A 22,226-nucleotide genomic window follows, 5' to 3' on the forward strand; every position below is an offset into this window, starting at 1 on the left:
CCGGAGTCCCCCTTGGCCACTGGCACCGACCCCGAAACCACCGCCGACGCGGGCGCCCGCACCGCGCGCGGCGGCGTCGACACCCCCTCGCGCGCCGCGATCCCCGCCCGCCACCTGCGCCGTGACCGCTGGTGGCTGGCGCCCGCGGGGACGGCCGCCGGGCTGCTGGCATTCGTCGTCTACTCCACCTGGCGCGCCTTCGCCAACAGCGACTACTACGCCGCGCCCTACGTCTCGCCCTTCTACTCCCCCTGCATCGCGCACAACTGCGTGCCGATGGGGGGCGGAGCGGACTGGGACTGGATCGGCCCGTGGTGGGGCCTGTCGCCCGCGCTGCTGGTGCTGATCTTCCCGCTGGGCTTCCGGCTGACCTGCTACTACTACCGCAAGGCCTACTACCGCGGGTTCTGGGCCTCGCCCCCGGCCTGCGCCGTGCCCGAGCCGCACGCGAAGTACACCGGGGAGAGCCGCTTCCCGCTGATCCTGCAGAACGTCCACCGCTACTTCTTCTACTTCGCGGTGCTCGTCGCGGGCATCCTCACCTACGACGCCGTGCTGGGCTTCCGGGACGGGACGGGGGCCTGGGGCCACATGGGTCTGGGCACGCTCGTCCTCCTCGCCAACATCGTGCTCATCTGGGCCTACACCCTCTCCTGCCACTCCTGCCGGCACATCGTCGGCGGGCGGCTGCGCACCTTCTCCAAGCACCCGGTGCGCTACCGCCTGTGGGGCTGGGTCAGCGTGCTCAACGCCCGGCACATGCAGCTCGCCTGGGCGTCGCTGGTGAGCGTGGCGGTGGCCGACTTCTACGTGTATCTGGTCGCCAGCGGCGCCTTCGACGATCCGCGCTTCTTCTAGGAGAGGTCCTCTATTCCAATGCCACAGGTCGACACCCAGTCCTGGGACGTGGTCGTGGTGGGCGCCGGTGGCGCCGGGCTGCGGGCCGCCATCGAGGCGCGCGAGCAGGGGATGCGCTGCGCGGTGATCTGCAAGTCGCTGTTCGGCAAGGCCCACACGGTCATGGCGGAGGGCGGTATCGCCGCCTCCATGGGCAACGTCAACCAGCGCGACAACTGGCAGGTCCACTTCCGCGACACCATGCGGGGCGGCAAGTTCCTCAACAACTGGCGGATGGCCGAGCTGCACGCCCAGGAGGCCCCCGACCGGGTCTGGGAGCTGGAGGCCTGGGGGGCGGTCTTCGACCGCACCGCCTCCGGCCTGATCTCCCAGCGCAACTTCGGCGGCCACGAGTACCCGCGCCTGGCGCACGTCGGCGACCGTACGGGCCTGGAGCTGATCCGCACCCTCCAGCAGAAGATCGTCTCCCTCCAGCAGGAGGACGAGGAGGAGTACGGGGACCACGAGGCGCGGCTGAAGGTCTTCCAGGAGTGCACGGTGACCCGGGTGCTCAAGACCGCGGGCGACCGCGTCGCGGGCGTCTTCGGCTACGAGCGCGAGTCCGGCCGCTTCTTCGTCATCGAGGCGCCGGCCGTGGTGCTGGCCACCGGCGGCATCGGCAAGTCCTTCAAGGTCACCTCGAACTCCTGGGAGTACACCGGCGACGGGCACGCGCTGGCGCTGCTCGCCGGGGCGCGCCTGGTCAACATGGAGTTCGTGCAGTTCCACCCCACGGGCATGGTCTGGCCGCCGTCCGTCAAGGGCATCCTGGTCACCGAGTCCGTGCGCGGCGACGGCGGGGTGCTGCGCAACAGCGAGGGCAAGCGGTTCATGTTCGACTACATCCCGGACGTCTTCCGGGAGAAGTACGCCGAGTCCGAGGACGAGGGCGACCGCTGGTACACCGACCCCGACCACAACCGCCGCCCGCCCGAGCTGCTCCCGCGCGACGAGGTGGCCCGCGCCATCAACGCCGAGGTCAAGGCCGGGCGCGGCTCCCCGCACGGCGGGGTGTTCCTGGACGTCTCCACCCGGATGCCCGCCGAGGAGATCCGGCGCAAGCTGCCCTCGATGCACCACCAGTTCAAGGAGCTCGCGGACGTCGACATCACCGCCGAGCCCATGGAGGTGGGCCCCACCTGCCACTACGTGATGGGCGGCGTCGAGGTCGACCCGGACACCGCCGCCGCGGCCGGGGTGCCCGGCCTGTTCGCGGCCGGAGAGGTGGCCGGCGGCATGCACGGCTCCAACCGGCTGGGCGGCAACTCCCTCTCCGACCTGCTGGTCTTCGGCCGCCGGGCGGGGCTGTACGCAGCCCGGTACGCGGCCGCGCTGGAGGCCGCCGCCCGGCCCGCGGCCTCGCCCGCGGACATCGAGCTGGCGGAGGCGGAGGCGCTGCGCCCGTTCGGCGCGGAGGGCGGCGCCGAGAGCCGGGGCGCGGCCGAGAATCCGTACACCCTCCACCAGGAGCTCCAGCAGTCCATGAGCGATCTGGTCGGCATCATCCGCAAGGAAGGGGAGATGCAGCAGGCGCTGCGGGGCCTCGCGGGGCTGCGGGCGCGGGCCCGGCGGGCCGGGGTCGAGGGGCACCGGCAGTTCAACCCGGGCTGGCACCTGGCACTCGACCTGCGCAACATGCTGCTGGTCAGCGAGTGCGTGGCGCGGGCGGCGCTGGAGCGCACGGAGAGCCGGGGCGGGCACACGCGCGACGACCATCCGGCGATGGACCGGCAGTGGCGGCGCGTCAACCTCGTGTGCCGGCTGGCGGACGAGAGCGCGGAGCCGGCCGTGACGGACTCCGCGCTCGGCCTCGTCCGGCTGGAGCGGCGGGAGACGCCGCCGCTCCGGGCCGATCTGCTGGCGCTCTTCGAGAAGGAAGAGCTGGCGAAGTACCTGACGGACGAGGAGCTCACCTCATGACCTACCAGGCCCACTTCAAGGTGTGGCGGGGTGACAAGGACGGCGGCCGTCTCGTCGACTACGAGGTGGAGGTCAACGAGGGCGAGGTCGTCCTCGACATCATCCACCGGCTCCAGGCCACCGCCGCGCCCGACCTCGCCGTGCGCTGGAACTGCAAGGCGGGCAAGTGCGGTTCGTGCAGCGCGGAGGTCAACGGGCGGCCGCGGCTGATGTGCATGACGCGGATGTCGGTCTTCGATCAGGCCGAGATCGTCACGGTCACGCCGATGCGGGCGTTCCCGGTGGTGCGGGACCTGGTGACGGACGTGTCGTACAACTACGCGACGGCGCGCGCCATCCCGGCCTTCGTGCCGCCCCCGGGCCTCAAGCCGTCGGAGTACCGGATGCGGCAGGAGGACGTCGACCGTGTGCAGGAGTTCAGGAAGTGCATCGAGTGCTTCCTGTGCCAGAACACCTGCCATGTGGTCCGCGATCACGAGGAGAACAAGGCGGTCTTCGCGGGGCCGCGCTTCCTGATGCGCGTCGCCGAGCTGGACATGCACCCGCTGGACGCGGCGGCCGAGGCGGGCATCGACCGCAAGCGGGCGGCGCAGGAACAGCACGGGCTGGGCTACTGCAACATCACCAAGTGCTGCACCGAGGTCTGCCCGGAGCACATCAAAATCACCGACAACGCGCTGATCCCCCTCAAGGAGCGGGTGGTCGACCGGTCGTACGACCCGCTGGTCTGGCTGGGCGACAAGATCCGCCGACGGCGTGGGGACACGGAGCGTCACTGAGAGGACGCTCTCGGTAGCGTAACCGTCAATACGGCCATACGCTCCAAATGTGACGCGGCTTTCCAGGCGGTACGGGCCCAGGGCGCCGGGCTGGGCGATAGCCGGCGTCCTGCTCGCGCTGTGCGCCCTGCTGCTGCCGGTCCCGGTGACCGGAGCGCGCGCCGACACGCCGCTGGACCTGGACTCCTCGGGGCGGATCACCGACACCGTCGGCGCCCTGGGGCGGCGGCGCGCCCAGGTGGAGGCCGCGCTGGACCGGCTGCACACGGCGCACCACGTGCAGGTGTACGTGACCTACGTACGCAACTTCTCCGGCCGTGCGGGCCGCACCTGGGCGGACTCCACCGCCGACCGCAACGGCCTGGGGCCGCGGGACGTGCTGCTGGCCATCGCCACCTTCGGGCACCAGTACGCCGTCTCGGCCGACAAGGACTCCGGCTTCCGGCAGGACCAGCTCGACCGTGTGGCCGCCGTCGCCATCGCCCCCGCCCTGGAGCAGCACGACTGGGCCGGGGCCGCCATCGGCGCCGCCGACGGCTACCGGGCGGTGCTGGAGGGCAAGCCGGTCAAGGCGCCCCGCATCCGGCCGGGCGACAGCAACCCGGGCGCAGACGGGCTCGTCCCCGGCGACCGGCGGGTGTGGGTGCCGATCGCCTGCTCCGCCGGGCTCGCCCTGATCCTGCTCCACCTGGGCGCCCGGCGTGCCGCGCGGCGCCGGGCGGCACGCCGGGCGGTGCTGTCCGCGACCACACCGCCGGGGCTCGCCCGCATGGCCCAGCCGCTCACGCCGCTGCCGGAGCTGGACGCGGAGGCGGCGCGGAACCTCGTCGGGACCGACGACGCGGTGCACACCAGCGCCGAGGAACTCTTCTTCGCCACCGCCCAGTTGGGCGAGCGGGCCACCCGCCCGTTCGCGGAGGCCGTCGCCTACGCCAGGGGCGAGCTCGCCCAGGCCTTCCGGCTGCGGCAGCAGCTGGACGAGGCGCCGCACGAGGACGAGGACATCCGGCGGCACGCCCTGGACGAGATCTGCTCCCGCTGCACCAGCGCCAACCGGCGGCTGGACGCGGAGTCCTCCGCCTTCGACCGGCTGCGGGGCCTGAGGGCCCACGCGAAGGCGATCCTCGCCCACGCCGAGGCCACGGCCCGGGTGCTGGAGCCCCGCATCGGCACGGCGGAGGCCGCGCTGGCCGCCCTCGCGCAGTGCCGCTCGGCCGCGGCGCTCGCGCCCGTCGGCGAACACCCCGCCAAGGCCCGCGACCGGCTGGCGTTCGCGGGCGCGGCCCTCGCCGAGGCGCGCACGGCGCTGGCCGAGCGGGACGGCAACCGGGCCGCGATATCCCTGCGCGCCGCGGAGGCCGCGCTGTCCCAGGCCCGCACCCTCGCCGACGCCGTCCTGCGCCACAGCCACGAGCTGACAGGCGCGACGGCGCGGCTTCGCGATGCCGTCGCCGAGGCGGAGGCGGCGCTGCAAACGGCCCCCGAGGACCACGCCGCCCGGGCCGTCACCGAGGTGCTGGCCGAGACGCGCCGCGCAACGGCCGCCGGCCGCCACGACCCGCGGTCCCTGCTGCGCCGCGTCGACGCGGCGGCCGCCGGGCTCGGCCACGGTCCCGGCGGCCGCCCGGCGCGGGCGGTGCTCGCGGCGCGCGGCGAGGTGTCGGCGGCGCGGGACTTCCTCGCCACGCACCGGGGGGCCGTCGGCGCCCCGGCCCGCACCCGGCTCGCCGAGGCGGAGCGGCACCTCGCGCGGGCCGAGGCCGACCCCGAGGGGGCGGAGCGCGCCTCGGCCCGCGCCGACTCCCTGGCCCGCCAGGCCCGCGCCCTGGCCGAGCAGGACGTCGATGCCTACGACACCCCCTTCGACGACCCGTGCGCCACGCACCCGGCCCGCGCCCTGGGCGGCGCGCTGCTGGGCGGCATCATCCTGGCGGGCCTGCTCCCGGCGACGTTCGGCGGCGGGGAGACGCGGGGGCGGCTGGCGGGGTGAGGCGGCTCAGTACAGGCTCAGCAGTGCCTCCACCGCGTCCGGGGCCGGGGAGTCGGCGTCGGGCAGGGAGAGCTCGAACCAGACCGTCTTGCCGTGCGGGGTGCGGCGGCTGCCCCAGGCGGCGCTGAGCAGGCCCACCAGCTGCAGGCCGCGGCCGCCCTCGTCCGTGTCGCGGGCGCGGCGGCGGCGGGGCTGGACCAGACCGCCGTCCCACACCTCGCAGACCAGGGTGCGGTCCAGCAGCAGACGCAGCCGGATCTCCCCCTCGCCGTACCGCAGGGCATTGGTGACCAGCTCGCTGACCAGCAGCTCCGTCGTGTCGACCAGGTCGGTCAGGCCCCACGTCTCCAGCTGCTCGCGGGCCAGCTCGCGGGCCTGCGCCACCGAGCGGGGCTCGGGCGGCAGCGTCCAGTCGCCGACGCAGCCGGGCTTGAGGCCGCGCAGCCGGGCCATCAGCAGCGCGATGTCGTCCTCGCCGTGGTGGGTGTCCAAGGCGGTCAGGACGTGGTCGCAGACGTCCTCCAGGGGGCGCCCGGGGTCCGTAAGGGCCTGCCGGAAGGCCTGCAGGCCCTCGTCCAGGGGGTGGTCGCGGGATTCGACCAGGCCGTCGGTGTAGAGGGCGAGCAGCGCCCCGTCCGGCAGCTCGATCTCCGTCTCCTCGAAGGGCTCGCCGCCCACGCCCAGCGGCATCCCCGGCGGCACTTCGAGCAGCATCGCGGGCTCGCCCGCCTCGACCAGCACCGGCGGCAGGTGCCCGGCGTTGGCGACCGTGCACCGCCGGGTGACCGGGTCGTACACCGCGTAGACGCAGGTGGCCAGATACACCTCGGACAGATCCGCGGGCCGTACGCTGCCGCGCACCCCGCGGGAGGCGGACTGCTTGCCGCCGGGCCGTCCCAGGCCGTGCGCGATCTCGTCCAGCGCGGAGAGCACCTCGGCCGGCTCCAGGTCGAGCATGGCCAGGGTGCGGACGGCCGTGCGGAGTTCGCCCATGGCGACGGCGGCCCGCAGGCCGCGGCCCATCACATCGCCGACGACCAGCGCCGTGCGGTGCCCGGGCAGCTCGATGACGTCGAACCAGTCGCCGCCGACCTCGGTCGCCGCGTTGCCCGGCAGATAGCGGCAGGCGATGTCGATCCCGGCGGCCTCCGGGTCGCCGGGCGGCAGCATGCTGCGCTGCAGGATCAGCGCCCGCTCGTGCTCGCGCCGGTAGAGCCGCGCGTTGTCGATGCAGACCGCGGCGCGGGCGGCGAGCTCGACGGCCAGCGCGGTGTCCCGCTCGCCGAACGGCTCGCTGCCCTTCGTACGGGAGAACTGCGCCAGCCCCACCACCGTGTCCCGGGCCACCATCGGCACGGCCAGCGTGGAGTGCACCACGGCGCCGAGCTCGGCGCCGTCCTCGCCCTCCCGGCCCGGCACCACCTGGACGTGTGCGGTGCGCAGCGCCTGGGCGCACGGCGAGTGGAAAGGGTAGCGGTGCACCTCGCCGACCTGGATCGGCTTGTAGTCGGCGTCGACCGGCGCTCCGGTCACCGCGCTGGAGTACGCCACGCGCCGCAGCTCCGCGCTGCCGTCGGCGAGCCCCGGCGGCGCCTCGTCGCCGACGAGCAGGCCTTGGTAGAGGTCGACGGAGGCCAGGTCGCAGAACTGCGGGACGGCAACGGCCAGCAGCTCGCGGGCCGTGGTCTCCAGGTCCAGCGAATTGCCGATCCGGGCCCCGGCCTCGTTGAGCAGGGCCAGATTGCGGCGGACCCCGGCCGCCTCCCGCTCGGCGCGGCGCCGTCCGGTGACGTCCGTGGCGATCGCGGCCACCCCGATCGGCCGCCCGCTGCCGCTGTGCAGCCGGTAGAGCGACACCGACCAGCGGCGCCGCTCGCTGCGCCCGGGCACCGGACCGACGAGCTGAATGTCCGACACCGGCTTGCCGGTGTCGAGCACTTGGCGCAGCGCCGCGGTCAGCCGCTCGGCCTCCGGGCGGGGCAGGAAGTCGTGCGGTGTGCGCCCCCGGTGCCACTCGGCCGGGCAGCCGAAAGTCTGGGCGAAACTCTCATTGACCCGTAGCAGCGTCAGGTCCGTGCCGAAGAAGAAGAAGCCGAGCGGAGATTGGCCGAAAACGGCTTCCGAAGCGGCGATGTCCGTCTCTATTCCGCGCAGCGCCCGGACGTCCACGGCGACGCAGAGCGCGGCGCGGCCGCCCTTGCCGTCCTCACTGGGCATCACGTAGATCTCGGCCAGGCCCTGTTGGCGTCCGTCGCGCTGGTAGGGCACCAGGCCCGTCCAGGCGCGGCCGTCGGGGCCGCCCTCGCCCAGGAAGGGGGCTTCGGCCCGGTGCCGGGCGCGGCGCGCGTCGAGGGGGGCGAAGACCTCCTGGGGGTCCCGGCCGACGGCCTGCCGGGCCGTTATTCCGAAGAGCTCGGCCGCCCGGGTGCTCCACTGCTCGATCCGGCCGTCGGTACCGAGGGAGAACGACGCCACGCGGATGTGGTCGTAAAGGGAGCCGGGCGGGCTGTTCTGCCACATCATCGCCGATGCGGCAGCCGATTCCTCAGGCCTGCCCGCCGTACCCGCTGGCTTTTCGCTCACGTGCCCGTCCCCTCCGGCTCATGTGCTCGCACCGGCATCAGAAGGCCGAGTATCCAGCACAGGGGCCCTTCGGAACACGGACTTCACGATCACAGCACGGTCTCAACCCGCTATGTCTCCTGCCCGCGTTGTCAACCGGACAAGCTCAGTTCGAACCACACGGTCTTGCCGGTGGCACCTGGGCGGGTTCCCCAGCGGCGTGAAGCCAAGGCCACCAATTGCAGTCCGCGGCCCCCCTCGTCGTCGGGATCGGCCGCCCGCTCGCGCGGCGGGTCGGGCAGCGGATCGGAGACCTCCACCAGCAGGGTGGGGCCGGCGTGGGAGTACATCCGTACGCCGATGGGCCCGCTCGCGTAGCGCAGGGAGTTGGTGACCAGTTCGCTGACCAGCAGCACGGTCACGTCGATGACGCCTTCCAGGCCCCATTCGCGCAGGGTGTCGCGCACGAGCGTGCGGGCGGTCCGTACGGCACCCGCCTCGGCGGGAAAGCTCCACTCGGCGAAGCCGGGCGTCGATGCCAGGGTCCCTGCGCCATCGCTCACGCCGACCACTTCCCAGACCGCTTGCCGTACCGCTTGCGACCCCCGGCCGGAATGCCCGGCTTTAGGGATAATAATCAGCACATACCCGGGATAGGGGCCCGACTATCTTCTTCGGCGATCTCCGTCGGCGCCGAGTGACACATTCGGCGTAGCCGGACTGTCCCCGGCCACGAAGGCGGACGGAGGGTCAGCGGGGTTCTGCTCCGGTCTGCGCTCCGGTCTGCGCGGCGAGCATCCGGGCGGCCTCCGCAACCGCGGGGCGGTCCTGCTCGAGCCAGTCGACCTCGCCGATCCGGTCCGGGGTGAGCCAGCGCAGCTCGTCGTGGTCCTCAAGGGGGCGGGGCTCACCCGCCAGCAGCCGTGCCGTCCACACCTGGAGGACGTACGGGGGGCGCAGGGGCCATTCTCCGGCGATGCGCTCCAGCGGCTCGACCTCGATGCCGAGCTCCTCGCGCAGCTCCCGTACGAGCGCCTCACGGGGCGTCTCGCCGGGCTCCAGCTTGCCGCCGGGCAGCTCCCAGCGGCCGGCCAGCTCGGGCGGGGCGCTGCGCCGCGCGGCGAGCAGCCGCCCCCGGTCGAAAACCGCTCCGCCCACCACCACGCGCACCGTCGTCATGGGGGCCGAGCTTACGGCGCCGTCTGCGGCACGGGGGAGCGGGGCGCACCGCCAGGGTCAGTGCGCACCTCCCCGCGCCGCAGACGGGCCGCAGGGGCCTTTACGAGACCGTGCGGCCGACCCGCTCGACTATGTAGAGCTGCTGGTGCCCGCGGGCGTCCAGCCGGTCGACCACGCGCTCGGCCTCGGTTCTCGTGGCGTAGCGCCCGACGCGGTAGCGGTTGCCGTTTTCATCCTGGCGGATGACCAGCCAGGGCAGGACCGGTCCGGTGTCAGTCATCGCTCCTGCCCTCCCGCCGCCGCGCGCACCGGCGCACGCCCTTCGGCATACCTTCCGAAGAAACCGCAGTCCGCATATGCCCGAGCGTACGCCCGACCTTTACACAGCGGATACGGGTTTTCACGAAGAGGTATGCATTCGGCCATGTGCGCGGGTCACTTGACCTCGGCGAGCTCCGCCTCGGCGCTCTCCTCGGCCACGGCTTCGGCCGCCAGTTCCTTCTCGGCCTGAACAAGGGTGGGGTTGCGCCACGAGCTGCGCACGCCCCACACGTAGAAGCCGAGCGCGATCAGCGCGACCAGCAGCATGTCCCAGCCTTCGGGGAGGTACCCCTGGCCGTTGAACTTGGTGCTGCCGGCCCAGGAGACGGCCGCCATCACGAAGAGGTAGCCGACCATCCAGGCGCCGGCCTTCAGGTGCGGCTTGAGCACGGCCCACGGCTTGCGCAGCTCGTACCAGGCCCAGATCGGCAGACCGACCGCCATGAGCAGGATGACCTTGCCGGTCAGCGGCCACTTGGCCCAGTACAGGACGAGCGAGCCGAAGACCATCGCGACCGGCGCGATGACGGGCATGGCCTTGAGCATGACCGGGCGCTTGATGTCCGGGGCGATCCGGCGCAGCGACATCACGGCGACGGGGCCGGTGATGTAGGAGATGACGGTCGCGACCGAGACGATCTCGGCGAGCGAGCCCCAGCCGCGGAACACGGCGAGGAACAGGAAGGCCACGACGAGGTTGAGCAGCAGGGCCGGGCGCGGAACGCCCGTCTTCTTGTCGACCTTGCCGAAGACGCCCGGCAGGTGGCCGTTCTCCTGAACGCCGTGGATCATGCGCGAGGTGGTGGCCGCGTAGATCATGCCGGTGCCGGAAGGGGAGATGAAGGCGTCCGCGTAGAGGATGATCGCCAGCCAGTTCAGACCCCAGGCGATGGCCAGGTCGGCGAGCGGCGACTTGAAGGTGAGGGCCTTCCAGCCGGAGGCCAGGTCGGCGGACGGGACGGCCATCAGGAAGGCGACCTGGAGCGCGATGTAGATGACCAGCGCGATGAGGATCGAGCCGATGACGGCCTTGGGCAGCGACTTGCCCGGGTTACGGGCCTCGCCGGCCATGTTCAGCGGGGACTGGAAGCCGTTGTAGGCCCAGACGATGCCGGAGGTGGCGACGGCCGTGAAGACCGAGCTCCAGCCGTTCGGCGTGAAGCCGCCCGCCGTCTGGATGTTGTGCGTGTCGAAGTGCGCGTACATCAGGGCGCCGGCGGTCAGGGCCGGGACGACGATCTTGAAGACCGTGATCGCGTTGTTGGTCTTCGCGAACAGGCTGATCGCGAACCAGTTGAGGAAGAAGTAGAAGACCAGCAGGACGCTGGCGAGGGCGACACCGCTGCCCGTCAGCTCCTTGCCGTCGTACAGGCCCTTGGCCCAGTCCCACTTCCAGGAGCTCATGTACTGCACGGAAGCGGTCGCCTCGCCGGGTATGACGGAGACGATCGCGAGCCAGTTGGCCCACGCGGCGAGATAGCCCGCCAGGGAGCCGTGCGAGTACTGGCCGTAGCGGACCATGCCGCCGGCCTTCGGGAACATCGCGCCGAGCTCGCTGTAGGTGAGCGCGATCGTCAGTGCGACGGCTGCGCCGATGACCCAGGCGCAGATCGCGGCGGGACCAGCGATGCCGGCCGCCCGCTGGGCCCCGAAGAGCCAGCCGGAGCCGATGATCGACCCGAGGCCCACGGCCGTCAGCGCCACCGGACCAAGGGTCCGGCGGTAATTGGAGTGGGAACCCTGTTCGGTACTCAACGCCCCGGCTCTCCTTTTCTTTCGTACTCCCCCACGGCAGGACACAAACCGCGCCATCGTACGAGCGATTTGGCCGAGTTGATTCCGCCAAAGGGCCCTGACCTGGCCCTATGTGAGTTTTGCAACAACGGAACCCGCACCTCCGTACCCACCCGAACCGGGGCAAAGGCATCACTTCCTACCCGCTGGTACGGACCAACGGGCAGGCATTCCAGACGTTGCGAAACTGACTCCGGAGTAAGCCGAAGGGCGCCGCGGAGGCGTTCACATGCGCGTCACGGCTACTTCACCGGCAGGTGGTATGCCACCCGGAACCGCTCGGCGAGCATGATCACATCCGCCGTCTCCACCGGGCAGCCGCCCGCGAAGTACGTGCGCGAGACGACCAGGACGCAGTGGCCGGGCACCCCGCCCAGCGCCAGCGTCTCCTCGGCGAGCCCGGGGCGCGCCCCGACCTCCTCGGTGACGTTGTCCACGATCAGGTCGATGGCGGCCATCCGCTCGACCACCCCGCGCCCGGCCAGCGGCCCCTCCTCGGGCAGCATCACGGGCGTGCGCCCGGTGACCGCCAGGGGCTCCCAGGAGATGGAGAGCATCGCGGGCTCGCCGCCGGAGCGGAAGAGGTAGTCCGTGCGCATCACGCGGTCGCCCGCGGTGATGTGCAGCCGCCGGGCGACGGCCGCATCGGCCACGGTCTGCTCGCTGCGCGACTCCCAGGTGCCCTTCACCCGGTCGTCGGCCTGCTCCTGGCGGAAGGGGCTGGACTCGCCGATGGCGCGATATCCCGTGCGCACCACGGAGCGCGGCACGGGCTGCTCGCGGACGTAGGTGCCCGAGCCGGAGCGCCCTTCGACCAGGCCCTCGGCCATCAGGACCTTGCGGGCCTCCAGGGCGACGGTGTCGGAGACGCCGTACTGCTCACGGATCCGGGCCTGGGAAGGGAGCCGGGTGTGCGGCGGCAGCTCGCCTGCGACGATTTTCTGCCGGAGATCGCCGGCGACGCGAAGGTATGCGGGCTGGTCACCGAAGGCCACGTCCACTCCCAAGGGGTTGACAGTCCGCAACAGCTTGGCAACCGTCGGTTGTGATCCGCAACTCTAGGCCAAGGAATCACCAGATGTGGTGAATTGCAGTTCAGAGGCGTGTATCCGCAGTTCGCGGGCACATGCGGCGAGCACTCTCCGCAGGCACTTCCCCCTCGCACGCAAAAGGGCCGCCCCGCCTGCGTCTGCGCAGGTGGAGCGGCCCTTCCGAACGTTCTCGGATGTTCTCAGGCGTTCTCAGACGTTGAAGCGGAACTCGACGACGTCACCGTCCGCCATCACGTACTCCTTGCCCTCCATGCGCGCCTTTCCGGCCGCGCGGGCCTCGGCGACGGAGCCGGTGGCCACCAGGTCGTCGAAGGAGATGACCTCGGCCTTGATGAAGCCCTTCTGGAAGTCGGTGTGGATCACACCGGCCGCCTCGGGGGCCGTGGCGCCCTTCTTGATGGTCCAGGCGCGGGACTCCTTGGGACCGGCCGTCAGGTAGGTCTGCAGGCCCAGGGTCTCGAAGCCGACCCGGGCGAGCGTGGCCAGGCCCGGCTCCTCCTGGCCCATGGACTGCAGCAGCTCCAGCGCCTCGTCGTCGTCCAGCTCGATCAGCTCGGACTCGATCTTGGCGTTGAGGAAGATGGCCTCGGCCGGGGCGACCAGGGCGCGCTGCTCGTTCTTGAAGTCCTCGTCGACCAGCTCGTCCTCGTCGACGTTGAAGACGTAGAGGAACGGCTTGGTCGTCAGCAGGTGCAGCTCGTGCAGGAGGGCGCCCTTCTCGGTGCCCTTGGTGATGCCCGCGGAGAACAGCGTCTGGCCGGACTCCAGGATCTCCTTGGCGGCCTCGACGGCGGCCAGGACCGCGACCTTCTCCTTCTGGAGGCGGGACTCCTTGGTCAGGCGCGGGACGGCCTTCTCGACCGACTGCAGGTCGGCGAGGATCAGCTCGGTGTTGATCGTCTCGATGTCGTCCTTGGGCGAGACCTTGCCGTCGACGTGGACGACGTTCTCGTCCTTGAAGGCGCGGATGACCTGGCAGATCGCATCCGACTCACGGATGTTCGCCAGGAACTTGTTGCCCAGGCCCTCGCCCTCGGAGGCGCCGCGCACGATGCCCGCGATGTCGACGAAGTCCACCGTGGCCGGGAGCTTGCGCTGCGAGCCGAAGATCTCGGCGAGCTTGTCCAGGCGCGGGTCGGGGACGCCGACGACGCCCACGTTGGGCTCGATGGTGGCGAACGGGTAGTTGGCCGCCAGCACGTCGTTCTTGGTCAGGGCGTTGAACAGGGTCGACTTGCCGACATTCGGCAGACCGACGATTCCGATCGTGAGCGACACGTGACGTCTTCCCGTAGTTCCCGTGAGAGCGCCCCCCGGCGGGGCCGGTCAACCAGTCTACGGGTCCGCGCCCCACACCCGCCCCGGACGGGCGATTCGTCGAACGTACGGCCAAGGGGGCCCAAACGGCGTGTCCAACGCCGGAAACCTCCGGTGCCGCGACCTAGTTTGGTCGCGTGGAGCAACCCAGCACACGCAGTCCCCAGCGCAATCAGCGCAAGGTCCGCCGGGGGTCCCCCGTGCCGCGGCCGGCCGCTCCCGTCGGCGAGCGCGGAAACACGGCCGCGGCCCGCGCCGGGCGGGGCCCCGCCCCGCTGCCCGCGGCCCGGCTGACCGGGCTCGGCAGCGGGCTGCTCACGGCGCTGGCGATGCTGGGCATCGGCGTGCTGGACGCACGGTGGGCGCACTCCTCGCCGCACGTCTACGGGCTGTTCTTCCTGCTGGGCAGCGCGGCCTGTGCGCTGTGGGTGCGGCCGGCGGACCTGATGACGGCGCCGGTCAGCGCGCCCATCGCGTTCGCGGTCGGGGCGGTGCCGATCAGCGGAGGCGGCGGGGGATTCGCGGGCCGGCTGATGAACCTGGTCACCCTGTTGTCGCTGCATGCCGGGTGGCTGTACTCCGGCACGCTGCTGGCCGCGGTGATCGCGCTCGTCCGCAGGATCGTGCTGATCAGGACGCGACGGCGGGTCCGGCCGCGGAAGCGGCCATCGCAGCCCCCACGATCCCCGCGTTGTTCTCCAGACGAGCGGGCACGATACCGGCGCTGACGCCCTCGATCAGCGGCAGGAACTTCTCCGCCTTGCGGCTGACCCCGCCGCCGATCACGAAGAGCGCGGGCGAGAGCAGCATCTCCACGTGGGCGAGGTAGCGCCCGACCCGCTTGGCCCAGCGGCTCCAGGTCAGGCCCTCCTCCTCCTTGACCCGGGTGGAGGCGCGCGTCTCGGCGTCGTGGCCCTGGAGCTCCAGGTGGCCGAGCTCGGTGTTGGGCACGAGGCGGCCGTCGATGAAGACGGCGCTGCCGATGCCCGTGCCGAAGGTCAGCACGACGACCGTGCCGCCGCGACCCCGCCCGGCGCCGAAGGCCATCTCGGCGAGCCCCGCGGCGTCGGCGTCGTTGAGCACGGTGACGGGCGCCTCCAGCCGCTCGCCGAGCAGCCCGGCGACGTCCTGCCCGATCCACTTCTTGGAGACGTTGGCGGCCGTCCGGGTGACACCGCCGACGACCACCCCGGGGAAGGTCACCCCCACCGGGCCCTGCCAGCCGAAGTGGTCCACCACCTGCCGGACGCCGTCGGCGACGGCGTCCGGGGTGGCCGGGTGGGGGGTGAGGACCTTGAAGCGCTCCTCGGCGAGCTCGCCCGCCGTCACGTCCACCGGGGCGCCCTTGATGCCCGATCCGCCGATGTCCACGCCGAATACGTTCATGCCGACCACGCTAAGGGCCGACGTGCGTGATTACCCCTCGGACGGGGACGCCAGCTCCGCGGCCTCGGACCGCAGGTCCCGGCGCAGCTCCTTGGGGAGGGAGAAGGTGATGGACTCCTTGGCGGCCGTGACGACCTCCACGTCCTCGAAGCCGCGGTGGGCCAGCCACTCCAGGACGCCCTGGACGAGGATCTCCGGGACGGAGGCGCCGGAGGTGACGCCGACCGTGCTCACACCCTCCAGCCAGGCCTCGTCGATCTCCTCGGCGTAGTCCACCAGGTGGGCGTCGCGCGCGCCGGCGCCGAGGGCGACCTCGACCAGGCGGACGGAGTTCGAGGAGTTCTTGGAGCCGACGACGATGACGAGGTCGGCCTCGGCGCCCATCTGCTTGACGGCCGTCTGCCGGTTCTGCGTGGCGTAGCAGATGTCGTCGCTGGGCGGCGAGAGGAGGTTGGGGAAGCGGCCCTTGAGGGCGTCGACCGTCTCCATCGTCTCGTCGACGGACAGGGTGGTCTGGGAGAGCCAGACGACCTTGTCGGGGTCGCGGACCTCCACGTTCGCCACAGCGCCGGGGCCGTCGACGAGCGTGATGTGCTCGGGGGCCTCGCCGCTGGTGCCGATGACCTCTTCGTGGCCCTCGTGGCCGATGAGGAGGATGTCGTAGTCGTCCTTGGCGAAGCGGACGGCTTCCTTGTGGACCTTGGTGACCAGCGGGCAGGTCGCGTCGATGGTGGCGAGCTTGCCGCGCGCGGCCTCCTCGTGGACGACCGGGGCGACGCCGTGCGCGGAGAAGATGACGATGTTGCCCTCGGGCACCTCGGCCGTCTCCTCGACGAAGATGGCGCCCTTCTTCTCCAGCGTCTTGACCACGTACTTGTTGTGCACGATCTCGTGACGCACGTAGACGGGCGCGCCGTACTGCTCCAGAGCCTTCTCGACGGCAATCACGGCACGGTCGACGCCCGCGCAGTAACCACGCGGGGCGGCGAGCAGGACCTTGCGGGAGGTCTTAGCAGTCATGCCCACCATCGTACGGGGCCCGTTTCACCGGCGTGGCCCGCCCGTCCGGGGCGTGCCGACGCCGAATACTGGCGACGGCCGGGGCGGCCGGCCGGTCGAGGAGGGCAGCCCGTGTCCGCATCCGCACCGCCCGCCGCGGGCGACGGCTCGCTCCGCCGCGCGCTCTCCTTCCGCGATCTGGTCGTCTACGGTCTGCTCTTCATCGCGCCCATGGCACCGGTGGGCGTCTTCGGCACGCTGGACGCCAGGTCGCACGGGGCGGTCGCGCCCGTCTACGCGGTGGCGACCTGCGCCATGGCCTTCACCGCCTGTTCGTACGCGCAGATGGTGCGGGTCGCGCCGCGGGCGGGCTCGGTCTACACCTACGCGCGCGTGGGGCTCGGCGAGGCTGCGGGGTTCGTCGCCGGGTGGATGGCGATGCTCGACTACCTGCTGATCCCGGCGGTCGCCTACCTCTTCTCGGGCATCGCCCTGCACGCGCTGGTGCCGGCGGTGGCGCAGTGGGTGTGGACAGCGGCCGCGGTGGTGGTGACGACCGCCCTCAACCTGGCGGGGGTGCGGACCGCGGCGCTGGCCGGGTTCTGGGTGCTGGTGCTGGAGCTGGCGGTGCTGGCCGTCTTCGTGGTGGCGGCGGTGGTCGCGCTGGCGCACGACGGCGCGCGGCGGGGGTGGCTCACACCGCTGGCCGGGGAGGGCGGGTTCTCGGCGGCGGCGGTGCTGGGGGGCGTGTCGGTGGCGGTGCTGTCGTTCCTGGGCTTCGATGCGATCGCCGCGTTCGCGGAGGAGTCCGCGGGGGGCTCGGAGCGGGTGGCGCGGGCGGTGGTCACGTGTCTGGTGGCGGCCGGTGTGCTGTTCGTGGTGCAGACGTATCTGGTGGCGCTGCTCGCCCCGATGTCCGCGGCCGAGCTCGCGGCCGCGCCGGGCAGGCAGGGTGCGGCGTTCTACGACACGGTGGACGCCGCGTCGGGGCTCTGGCTGCACCACGTGGTGGCGGCGAGCAAGGCGGTCGGGGCGGCCTTCGCGGCGCTGGCGGGCCAGGCGGCGGCCGGGCGGCTGCTGTTCGCGATGGCGCGCGACCGCCGGCTGCCGGGGCTGCTGGCGAAGGTGGACCGGGGTTCGGGCGCTCCGCGGGCCGCACTCCTGGGCGCGGCGGCGGTGACGCTGGTGGCGGCGGTGTGGGCGGCCCGGCGCGACGACGGCCTGGACCGGCTGGTGTCGGTGGTGGACGTGGGTGCCCTGACGGCCTTCGCCCTGCTGCACCTGTCGGTGATCGGCTGGTTCCGCCGACAGCGCGGGGCGCTGCGCCCGGTGGTCCACGTGATGGTGCCGCTGGCCGGACTGGCAGTGGTGGCCGCGGTCATCGCGACGGCCGCGGGGGCGGCCCAGGCAGTGGGCGCCCTGTGGCTGGCGGCGGGGCTGGGGGTGCTGGGGGCACAGGCGGTGCGGCGGACGACAGGCTGAGCGAGGCCGTGCCTGCGCCTGTTCGTACCGCCCCGGGCTGTCGGTGGCCGCCGCTAGGCTCGGCGCATGGCTGTCAACACCTCGCCGGATGCGCCGCTGCCCGTAGGACAGGTCTCCCGCATGATCGGCGGCTGGATCGACCGCCTCGGGGCCGTCTGGGTCGAGGGGCAGATCACCCAGCTCTCCCGGCGCCCCGGTGCCGGCGTCGTGTTCCTGACGTTGCGTGACCCCTCGCACGACGTCTCGCTGTCCGTGACGTGCTACCGCGCGGTCTTCGACCGGGTCGCCGACGTCGTCTCGGAGGGCGCGCGGGTCGTCGTGCTCGCCAAGCCCGAGTGGTACGCGCCGCGCGGCCAGCTGTCGCTGCGGGCGACCGAGATCAGGCCGGTGGGCGTCGGCGAGCTGCTGGCCCGGCTCGAGCAGTTGAAGAAGGCGCTGGCCGCGGAGGGGCTGTTCGCCGCCGAGCGCAAGCGGCCGCTGCCGTTCCTGCCGCAGCTGATCGGGCTGGTGTGCGGCCGTGCCTCGGCCGCCGAGCGCGATGTGCTGGAGAACGCCCGGCACCGCTGGCCCGCCGTCCGCTTCGAGGTGCGCAACGTCCCCGTGCAGGGGGTCCACGCGGTGCCGAGCGTCATGGAGGCGGTCAAGGAGCTGGACGCCGCCCCCGAGGTGGACGTGATCATCGTGGCCCGCGGCGGCGGCAGCGTGGAGGACCTGCTGCCGTTCTCCGACGAGCAGCTCGTCCGGGCGGTGTCCGCCTGCCGTACGCCCGTGGTGTCGGCGATCGGGCACGAGCCGGACACCCCGCTCCTCGATCTGGTCGCCGACCTGCGCGCCTCGACGCCGACGGACGCGGCGAAGCGGGTCGTGCCGGACGTGGGCGAGGAGCTGGCGCGGGTGCGGCAGTTGCGCGAGCGCGCGCTGCGCTGTGTCACCGCGCACCTGGACCGGGAGGAGCGCGGCCTCGCGGCGGCGCGGGCGCGGCCGTGCATGGAGCGGCCGCAGCGGATGGTGGAGGAGCGCGAGGAGCAGATCGCCGCGCTCGAGGGCCGGGCCCGCCGCACGCTCGGGCATCTGCTGGACCGTGCGGAGTCCGAGCTCACCCACACCCACGCCCGGGTGGTCGCCCTCTCCCCCGCGGCGACCCTGCGCCGCGGCTATGCGGTGCTGCAGCACGCCGACGGCTCGGTGGTGCGGGCGGCGGCGGAGGTGGCGGCCGAGGAGGAGCTGCGGGCGCGGGTCGCGGAGGGCGAGTTCGCGGTGCGGGCCCTTGTCACACCTACCGAATAGGCTGGAGCGCATGGCGACGACGACAGGCGGGGCAGTGGAGGATCTCGACGCCCTGGGCTACGAGCAGGCGCGGGACGAGCTGATCGACGTGGTGCGCCGCCTGGAGGCGGGCGGCACCTCGCTGGAGGAGTCGCTGGCCCTGTGGGAGCGGGGCGAGGCGCTGGCCAAGGTGTGCCGCCGCTGGCTGGAGGGCGCGCGGGCGCGGCTGGACGCGGCGCTGGCAGAGGAAGACCAAGCGGAAGCCGAAGCGGAACCCGAGGGCTAAAGCAGCCCCCTGGGGGCTGAGCCATCAGCAAGCACGTTGTGAGGTGGGTCTCACGCGCCCTCGTTTTAGTTGAAAGTTAATCTATTTCCTCGTAGATTGGCTGTTGCCAGCTTGGAAATCCCGCTTTACGAGGTGCCCCCATGACTCTCGCGCTCGACACCGCCGCCCAGGACCTGCTCTTCCGCGAGGCCCACACGGCCAACGCCTTCACCGACGAGCCCGTCTCCGAGGAGCAGATCCAGGCCGTCTACGACCTGATCAAGCTCGCCCCCACGGCCTTCAACCAGTCGCCGCTGCGCATCGTGCTGGTCCGCTCCGCGGAGGCCCGCGAGCGCCTGGTCTCCCACATGGCCGAGGGCAACCGCGCCAAGACGGCCGCCGCGCCGCTGGTCGCCATCCTCGCCGCGGACAACGAGTTCCACGAGGAACTGCCCACGCTGTTCCCGCACTTCCCGCAGGCCAAGGACGTCTTCTTCAGCGAGCGCGCCGCCCGTGAGCAGGCCGCCGCCGCCAACGCCACCCTTCAGGCGGGCTACTTCATCCTCGGCATCCGCGCCGCCGGCCTGGCCGCGGGCCCGATGACCGGCTTCGACTTCGCGGGCGTGCAGAAGGAGTTCCTGGACGACGACCACACCCCGCTGATGGTCGTCAACATCGGCAAGCCGGGCGCGGACGCCTTCCACCCGCGCTCCCCGCGCCTGTCCTTCGACCAGGCCGTCACCACCGTCTGACCGGCCCCGTCGGACCAGCCCCGCTCGGCTCCCCCCGCCGGACGGGGCCGCCGGCCGCCGTGCTCAGCCCGAGGACTTCGCCTTCTCGGCCTTGAGCGCGGCGGCCATTTGCGTCAGCCGCTCGTTGGAGGCGGTGCCGGTGACCACCGTGGTCACGCCGTGCTCCTCGCGCACCAGGGCGTTGTACTTGGGGCCCTCGTAGCGCTGCCAGGTGGCATCGCCCACCTTCTGCGTGCCGCCCGTCTTCTCCGCGCTCTGGCTCGCGCTGTCGATGAACGAGCGCGCCGGGCCGTCGCTCTGCTCGACCGCGACGTACTGCCGCGTCGGGTCGAGGAAGCCCAGGTGCCACACCGAGCCGTCCTTGCCACGCGGCTCGTACGAGACCGAGGTGGCGCGCCAGCCCTCGCCCAGCCCCTCGGGTGCGGCCACCGCGTACGGCGCCGTCCGCCGGACGGTGTCCAGCTCCACCCGGTAGTCCACCGTCTTGACCGGATCCCTGGACTCGTCGTGCGGGATGAAGAGATAGCTCAGCCCGGCCACCGGAATCACCACTGCCAACGACAGCAGCATGTTCCGAATCGTCTGCGTCTTACCGTTCCTACCTGCCACGTCCCCCATGGTCCCCCATGCCCGCACCGATCTTGACGCAGGTGGGGCCCGTGGTGACGTGGCCGGACCTTGACGCCGCTCATGCGTGGGGTGCCCTGCTCACTCTCGCAATGAACCGATAAAGTCATCAGCACCCTCACCACGGCCGCCGCCGTACAGAAAGGTCCGCCCGATGACCGATCACCATCTGCCGTCCCAGCTCGAGGTCAGCCCCGAGGCACCCGACCGCAACCTCGCCCTGGAGCTCGTCCGGGTCACCGAGGCGGGCGCCATGGCCTCGGGCCGCTGGGTCGGCCGCGGCGACAAGAACGGCGCCGACGGCGCGGCCGTACGCGCGATGCGCGCGCTGATCCACACCGTCTCGATGAACGGTGTCGTGGTCATCGGCGAGGGGGAGAAGGACAACGCCCCCATGCTCTACAACGGCGAGCGCGTGGGCGACGGGACCGGCGCGGAGTGCGATGTCGCCGTGGACCCGGTGGACGGCACCACGCTGACCGCCAAGGGCATGGCGAACGCCGTCTCCGTGCTGGCCGTCGCCGAGCGCGGCACGATGTTCGACCCGTCCGCCGTCTTCTACATGGACAAGCTGGTCACCGGCCCGGAGGCGGCCGACTTCGTCGACATCGACGCGCCCGTCGCCGTCAACATCCGCCGCATCGCCAAGGCGAAGCGTTCCTCCGTCGAGGACGTCACGGTCGTCGTCCTCGACCGCCCCCGCCACGACGGGCTGGTCAAGGAGATCCGCGAGGCCGGGGCCCGGATCAAGTTCATCACCGACGGCGACGTGGCCGGCGCCATCATGGCCGCGCGCGAGGGCACCGGCGTGGACCTGCTGCTGGGCATCGGCGGCACGCCGGAGGGCATCATCGCGGCCTGCGCGATGAAGTGCCTGGGCGGCACCATCCAGGCGAAGCTGTGGCCCAAGGACGACGAGGAGCGCGAGCGCGCCCTGGCCGCCGGCCACGACCTGGGCCGGGTCCTGCACACCGACGACCTGGTCAGCGGCGAGAACGTGTTCTTCGTCGCCACCGGCATCACCGACGGCGAGCTGCTGCGCGGCGTCCGCTACCGCGGCGAGACGGCGACGACGCAGTCGCTCGTCATGCGCTCCAAGTCGGGCACGATCCGCCAGATCGACTCCGAGCACCGGCTGTCGAAGCTGCGCGCCTACAGCGCCATCGACTTCGAGCGCCCCAGCTGACACCGGGTGTGAATTCAGCCGCCAACGGGCCGGGCCCCGCCGATGATCGGCGGGGCCCGGCCCGTTGGATATCCGTGTGCGGCGGTCAGCCCGCCGCTGCGATGCGCGTGGCGCGCTGCAGCTCCGCCTCGCGCCGCCGGCGGCGGGCCAGCACCACCCGGCGCTCGGCGGCGGTCAGCCCGCCCCACACCCCGTAGGGCTCCGGCTGGAGCAGGGCGTGCTCGCGGCACTCGACCATGACCGGGCAACGGGCGCAGACGCGCTTGGCGGCCTCCTCGCGCGAAAGGCGGGCGGCCGTGGGCTCCTTTGATGGTGCGAAGAACAGCCCGGCTTCATCCCGGCGGCACACCGCCTCCGAATGCCAGGGGCCGGCCTGTTCCCGAGCGGAAATCCGCTGGGACGGTACGGCGGCTTCCTGCAGGGGCTGATGCGGTAGCAGCACGGTCTACTCC

Annotated in this window: 21 protein-coding genes; 10 read left to right on the forward strand and 11 right to left on the reverse strand. The window is 72.2% G+C overall.

Features of this window, described 5'->3' with window-relative positions; translation table 11 throughout:
- Positions 1-12: 12 nt before the first annotated feature.
- From FHS39_RS02615 to FHS39_RS02630, 4 genes are read left to right on the forward strand one after another with little or no spacing between them, the layout of a single operon-like run.
- Entirely contained in the window at positions 13-858 is an 846-nt protein-coding gene (locus tag FHS39_RS02615) for a hypothetical protein (RefSeq protein WP_184346090.1), read from the forward strand.
- Between the two features lie 18 nt (positions 859-876).
- Positions 877-2,817, forward strand: a complete 1,941-nt coding sequence (locus FHS39_RS02620; RefSeq protein WP_184346091.1) for a fumarate reductase/succinate dehydrogenase flavoprotein subunit — start codon at positions 877-879, stop codon at positions 2,815-2,817.
- Positions 2,814-3,596, forward strand: a complete 783-nt coding sequence (locus tag FHS39_RS02625) for a succinate dehydrogenase/fumarate reductase iron-sulfur subunit (protein ID WP_184346092.1) — start codon at positions 2,814-2,816, stop codon at positions 3,594-3,596. Before FHS39_RS02620 ends, FHS39_RS02625 begins: the two co-directional genes overlap by 4 nt.
- A gap of 49 nt (positions 3,597-3,645) precedes the next feature.
- On the forward strand, positions 3,646-5,586 hold the full coding sequence (locus tag FHS39_RS02630) for a TPM domain-containing protein (protein ID WP_343069321.1): 1,941 nt from the start codon (positions 3,646-3,648) through the stop codon (positions 5,584-5,586).
- A 6-nt stretch (positions 5,587-5,592) separates the two neighbouring features.
- On the opposite strand, the gene FHS39_RS02635 is transcribed toward FHS39_RS02630, so the two are convergent.
- The 7 genes from FHS39_RS02635 to ychF all read right to left on the reverse strand — a co-directional run bounded on the left by FHS39_RS02635 (position 5,593) and on the right by ychF (position 13,772).
- Entirely contained in the window at positions 5,593-8,106 is a 2,514-nt protein-coding gene (locus tag FHS39_RS02635) for a SpoIIE family protein phosphatase (protein ID WP_184346687.1), read from the reverse strand.
- Between the two features lie 194 nt (positions 8,107-8,300).
- Positions 8,301-8,720 carry an ATP-binding protein gene (locus tag FHS39_RS02640; protein ID WP_184346689.1) on the reverse strand — a complete coding sequence of 140 codons (420 nt, stop codon included), beginning with the start codon at positions 8,718-8,720 and terminating at the stop codon, positions 8,301-8,303.
- Between the two features lie 178 nt (positions 8,721-8,898).
- Complete coding sequence (locus FHS39_RS02645; RefSeq protein ID WP_184346093.1) at positions 8,899-9,327, reverse strand: (deoxy)nucleoside triphosphate pyrophosphohydrolase; 429 nt, start codon at positions 9,325-9,327, stop codon at positions 8,899-8,901.
- 100 nt (positions 9,328-9,427) lie between these two features.
- Complete coding sequence (locus FHS39_RS02650) at positions 9,428-9,607, reverse strand: SPOR domain-containing protein (protein WP_184346094.1); 180 nt, start codon at positions 9,605-9,607, stop codon at positions 9,428-9,430.
- Positions 9,608-9,762: 155 nt separating this feature from the next.
- Complete coding sequence (locus FHS39_RS02655) at positions 9,763-11,403, reverse strand: APC family permease (RefSeq protein ID WP_246469762.1); 1,641 nt, start codon at positions 11,401-11,403, stop codon at positions 9,763-9,765.
- Positions 11,404-11,684: 281 nt separating this feature from the next.
- A complete protein-coding gene (locus tag FHS39_RS02660; RefSeq protein WP_184346691.1) occupies positions 11,685-12,437 on the reverse strand; it encodes a GntR family transcriptional regulator in 753 nt (250 codons plus the stop codon).
- A 246-nt stretch (positions 12,438-12,683) separates the two neighbouring features.
- Complete coding sequence (gene ychF / locus FHS39_RS02665; protein WP_045932319.1) at positions 12,684-13,772, reverse strand: redox-regulated ATPase YchF; 1,089 nt, start codon at positions 13,770-13,772, stop codon at positions 12,684-12,686.
- Positions 13,773-13,948: 176 nt separating this feature from the next.
- Here ychF and FHS39_RS02670 point away from each other — a divergent pair, with 176 nt between their 5' ends.
- Entirely contained in the window at positions 13,949-14,539 is a 591-nt protein-coding gene (locus FHS39_RS02670) for a DUF6542 domain-containing protein (protein WP_184346096.1), read from the forward strand.
- On the opposite strand, the gene ppgK is transcribed toward FHS39_RS02670, so the two are convergent.
- A complete protein-coding gene (ppgK, locus tag FHS39_RS02675; RefSeq protein WP_184346097.1) occupies positions 14,442-15,197 on the reverse strand; it encodes a polyphosphate--glucose phosphotransferase in 756 nt (251 codons plus the stop codon). The two genes, FHS39_RS02670 and ppgK, sit on opposite strands and share 98 nt — an antisense overlap.
- 30 nt (positions 15,198-15,227) lie before the next feature.
- Entirely contained in the window at positions 15,228-16,217 is a 990-nt protein-coding gene (locus tag FHS39_RS02680; RefSeq protein ID WP_184346098.1) for a 4-hydroxy-3-methylbut-2-enyl diphosphate reductase, read from the reverse strand.
- Positions 16,218-16,328: 111 nt separating this feature from the next.
- Here FHS39_RS02680 and FHS39_RS02685 point away from each other — a divergent pair, with 111 nt between their 5' ends.
- The 4 genes from FHS39_RS02685 to FHS39_RS02700 all read left to right on the forward strand — a co-directional run bounded on the left by FHS39_RS02685 (position 16,329) and on the right by FHS39_RS02700 (position 19,961).
- Positions 16,329-17,678: an APC family permease gene (locus FHS39_RS02685; RefSeq protein ID WP_343069322.1), complete on the forward strand. Its 1,350-nt coding sequence runs from the start codon at positions 16,329-16,331 to the stop codon at positions 17,676-17,678.
- Positions 17,679-17,744: 66 nt separating this feature from the next.
- The gene (xseA, locus tag FHS39_RS02690) at positions 17,745-18,965 is read left to right on the forward strand and encodes an exodeoxyribonuclease VII large subunit (protein WP_184346099.1); all 1,221 of its coding nucleotides are present in this window, start codon (positions 17,745-17,747) and stop codon (positions 18,963-18,965) included.
- 10 nt (positions 18,966-18,975) lie between these two features.
- On the forward strand, positions 18,976-19,230 hold the full coding sequence (locus FHS39_RS02695; RefSeq protein ID WP_184346100.1) for an exodeoxyribonuclease VII small subunit: 255 nt from the start codon (positions 18,976-18,978) through the stop codon (positions 19,228-19,230).
- A 140-nt stretch (positions 19,231-19,370) separates the two neighbouring features.
- Positions 19,371-19,961, forward strand: coding sequence for a malonic semialdehyde reductase (locus tag FHS39_RS02700; RefSeq protein ID WP_184346101.1), 591 nt, complete (start codon positions 19,371-19,373; stop codon positions 19,959-19,961).
- 63 nt (positions 19,962-20,024) lie between these two features.
- On the opposite strand, the gene FHS39_RS02705 is transcribed toward FHS39_RS02700, so the two are convergent.
- Positions 20,025-20,579 (reverse strand): DUF4245 domain-containing protein, encoded by a 555-nt coding sequence (locus tag FHS39_RS02705; protein ID WP_221462273.1) that lies wholly within the window; start codon positions 20,577-20,579, stop codon positions 20,025-20,027.
- 163 nt (positions 20,580-20,742) lie between these two features.
- Between FHS39_RS02705 and glpX the strand changes: the two genes are divergently transcribed.
- Complete coding sequence (gene glpX, locus FHS39_RS02710) at positions 20,743-21,774, forward strand: class II fructose-bisphosphatase (RefSeq protein WP_045932325.1); 1,032 nt, start codon at positions 20,743-20,745, stop codon at positions 21,772-21,774.
- 85 nt (positions 21,775-21,859) lie between these two features.
- Here the strand turns inward: glpX and FHS39_RS02715 are convergent, their stop codons facing one another.
- Positions 21,860-22,216: a WhiB family transcriptional regulator gene (locus tag FHS39_RS02715; protein ID WP_045932326.1), complete on the reverse strand. Its 357-nt coding sequence runs from the start codon at positions 22,214-22,216 to the stop codon at positions 21,860-21,862.
- Positions 22,217-22,226: the final 10 nt, after the last annotated feature.

The sequence above is a fragment of the Streptomyces olivoverticillatus genome, assembly GCF_014203555.1.
GTDB lineage: Bacteria > Actinomycetota > Actinomycetes > Streptomycetales > Streptomycetaceae > Streptomyces > Streptomyces olivoverticillatus.

Bases quoted from the DNA above. Each gene is read 5' to 3' on its own strand.
- glpX (WP_045932325.1), top strand. From the start codon at position 20,743: ATGACCGATCACCATCTGCCGTCCCAGCTCGAGGTCAGCCCCGAGGCA.
- FHS39_RS02650 (WP_184346094.1), bottom strand. From the start codon at position 9,607: ATGACTGACACCGGACCGGTCCTGCCCTGGCTGGTCATCCGCCAGGAT.
- FHS39_RS02620 (WP_184346091.1), top strand. From the start codon at position 877: ATGCCACAGGTCGACACCCAGTCCTGGGACGTGGTCGTGGTGGGCGCC.
- FHS39_RS02695 (WP_184346100.1), top strand. From the start codon at position 18,976: ATGGCGACGACGACAGGCGGGGCAGTGGAGGATCTCGACGCCCTGGGC.
- xseA (WP_184346099.1), top strand. From the start codon at position 17,745: ATGGCTGTCAACACCTCGCCGGATGCGCCGCTGCCCGTAGGACAGGTC.
- FHS39_RS02645 (WP_184346093.1), bottom strand. From the start codon at position 9,327: ATGACGACGGTGCGCGTGGTGGTGGGCGGAGCGGTTTTCGACCGGGGG.
- ppgK (WP_184346097.1), bottom strand. From the start codon at position 15,197: ATGAACGTATTCGGCGTGGACATCGGCGGATCGGGCATCAAGGGCGCC.
- FHS39_RS02700 (WP_184346101.1), top strand. From the start codon at position 19,371: ATGACTCTCGCGCTCGACACCGCCGCCCAGGACCTGCTCTTCCGCGAG.
- FHS39_RS02680 (WP_184346098.1), bottom strand. From the start codon at position 16,217: ATGACTGCTAAGACCTCCCGCAAGGTCCTGCTCGCCGCCCCGCGTGGT.
- FHS39_RS02705 (WP_221462273.1), bottom strand. From the start codon at position 20,579: ATGGGGGACGTGGCAGGTAGGAACGGTAAGACGCAGACGATTCGGAAC.
- FHS39_RS02635 (WP_184346687.1), bottom strand. From the start codon at position 8,106: ATGTGGCAGAACAGCCCGCCCGGCTCCCTTTACGACCACATCCGCGTG.
- FHS39_RS02625 (WP_184346092.1), top strand. From the start codon at position 2,814: ATGACCTACCAGGCCCACTTCAAGGTGTGGCGGGGTGACAAGGACGGC.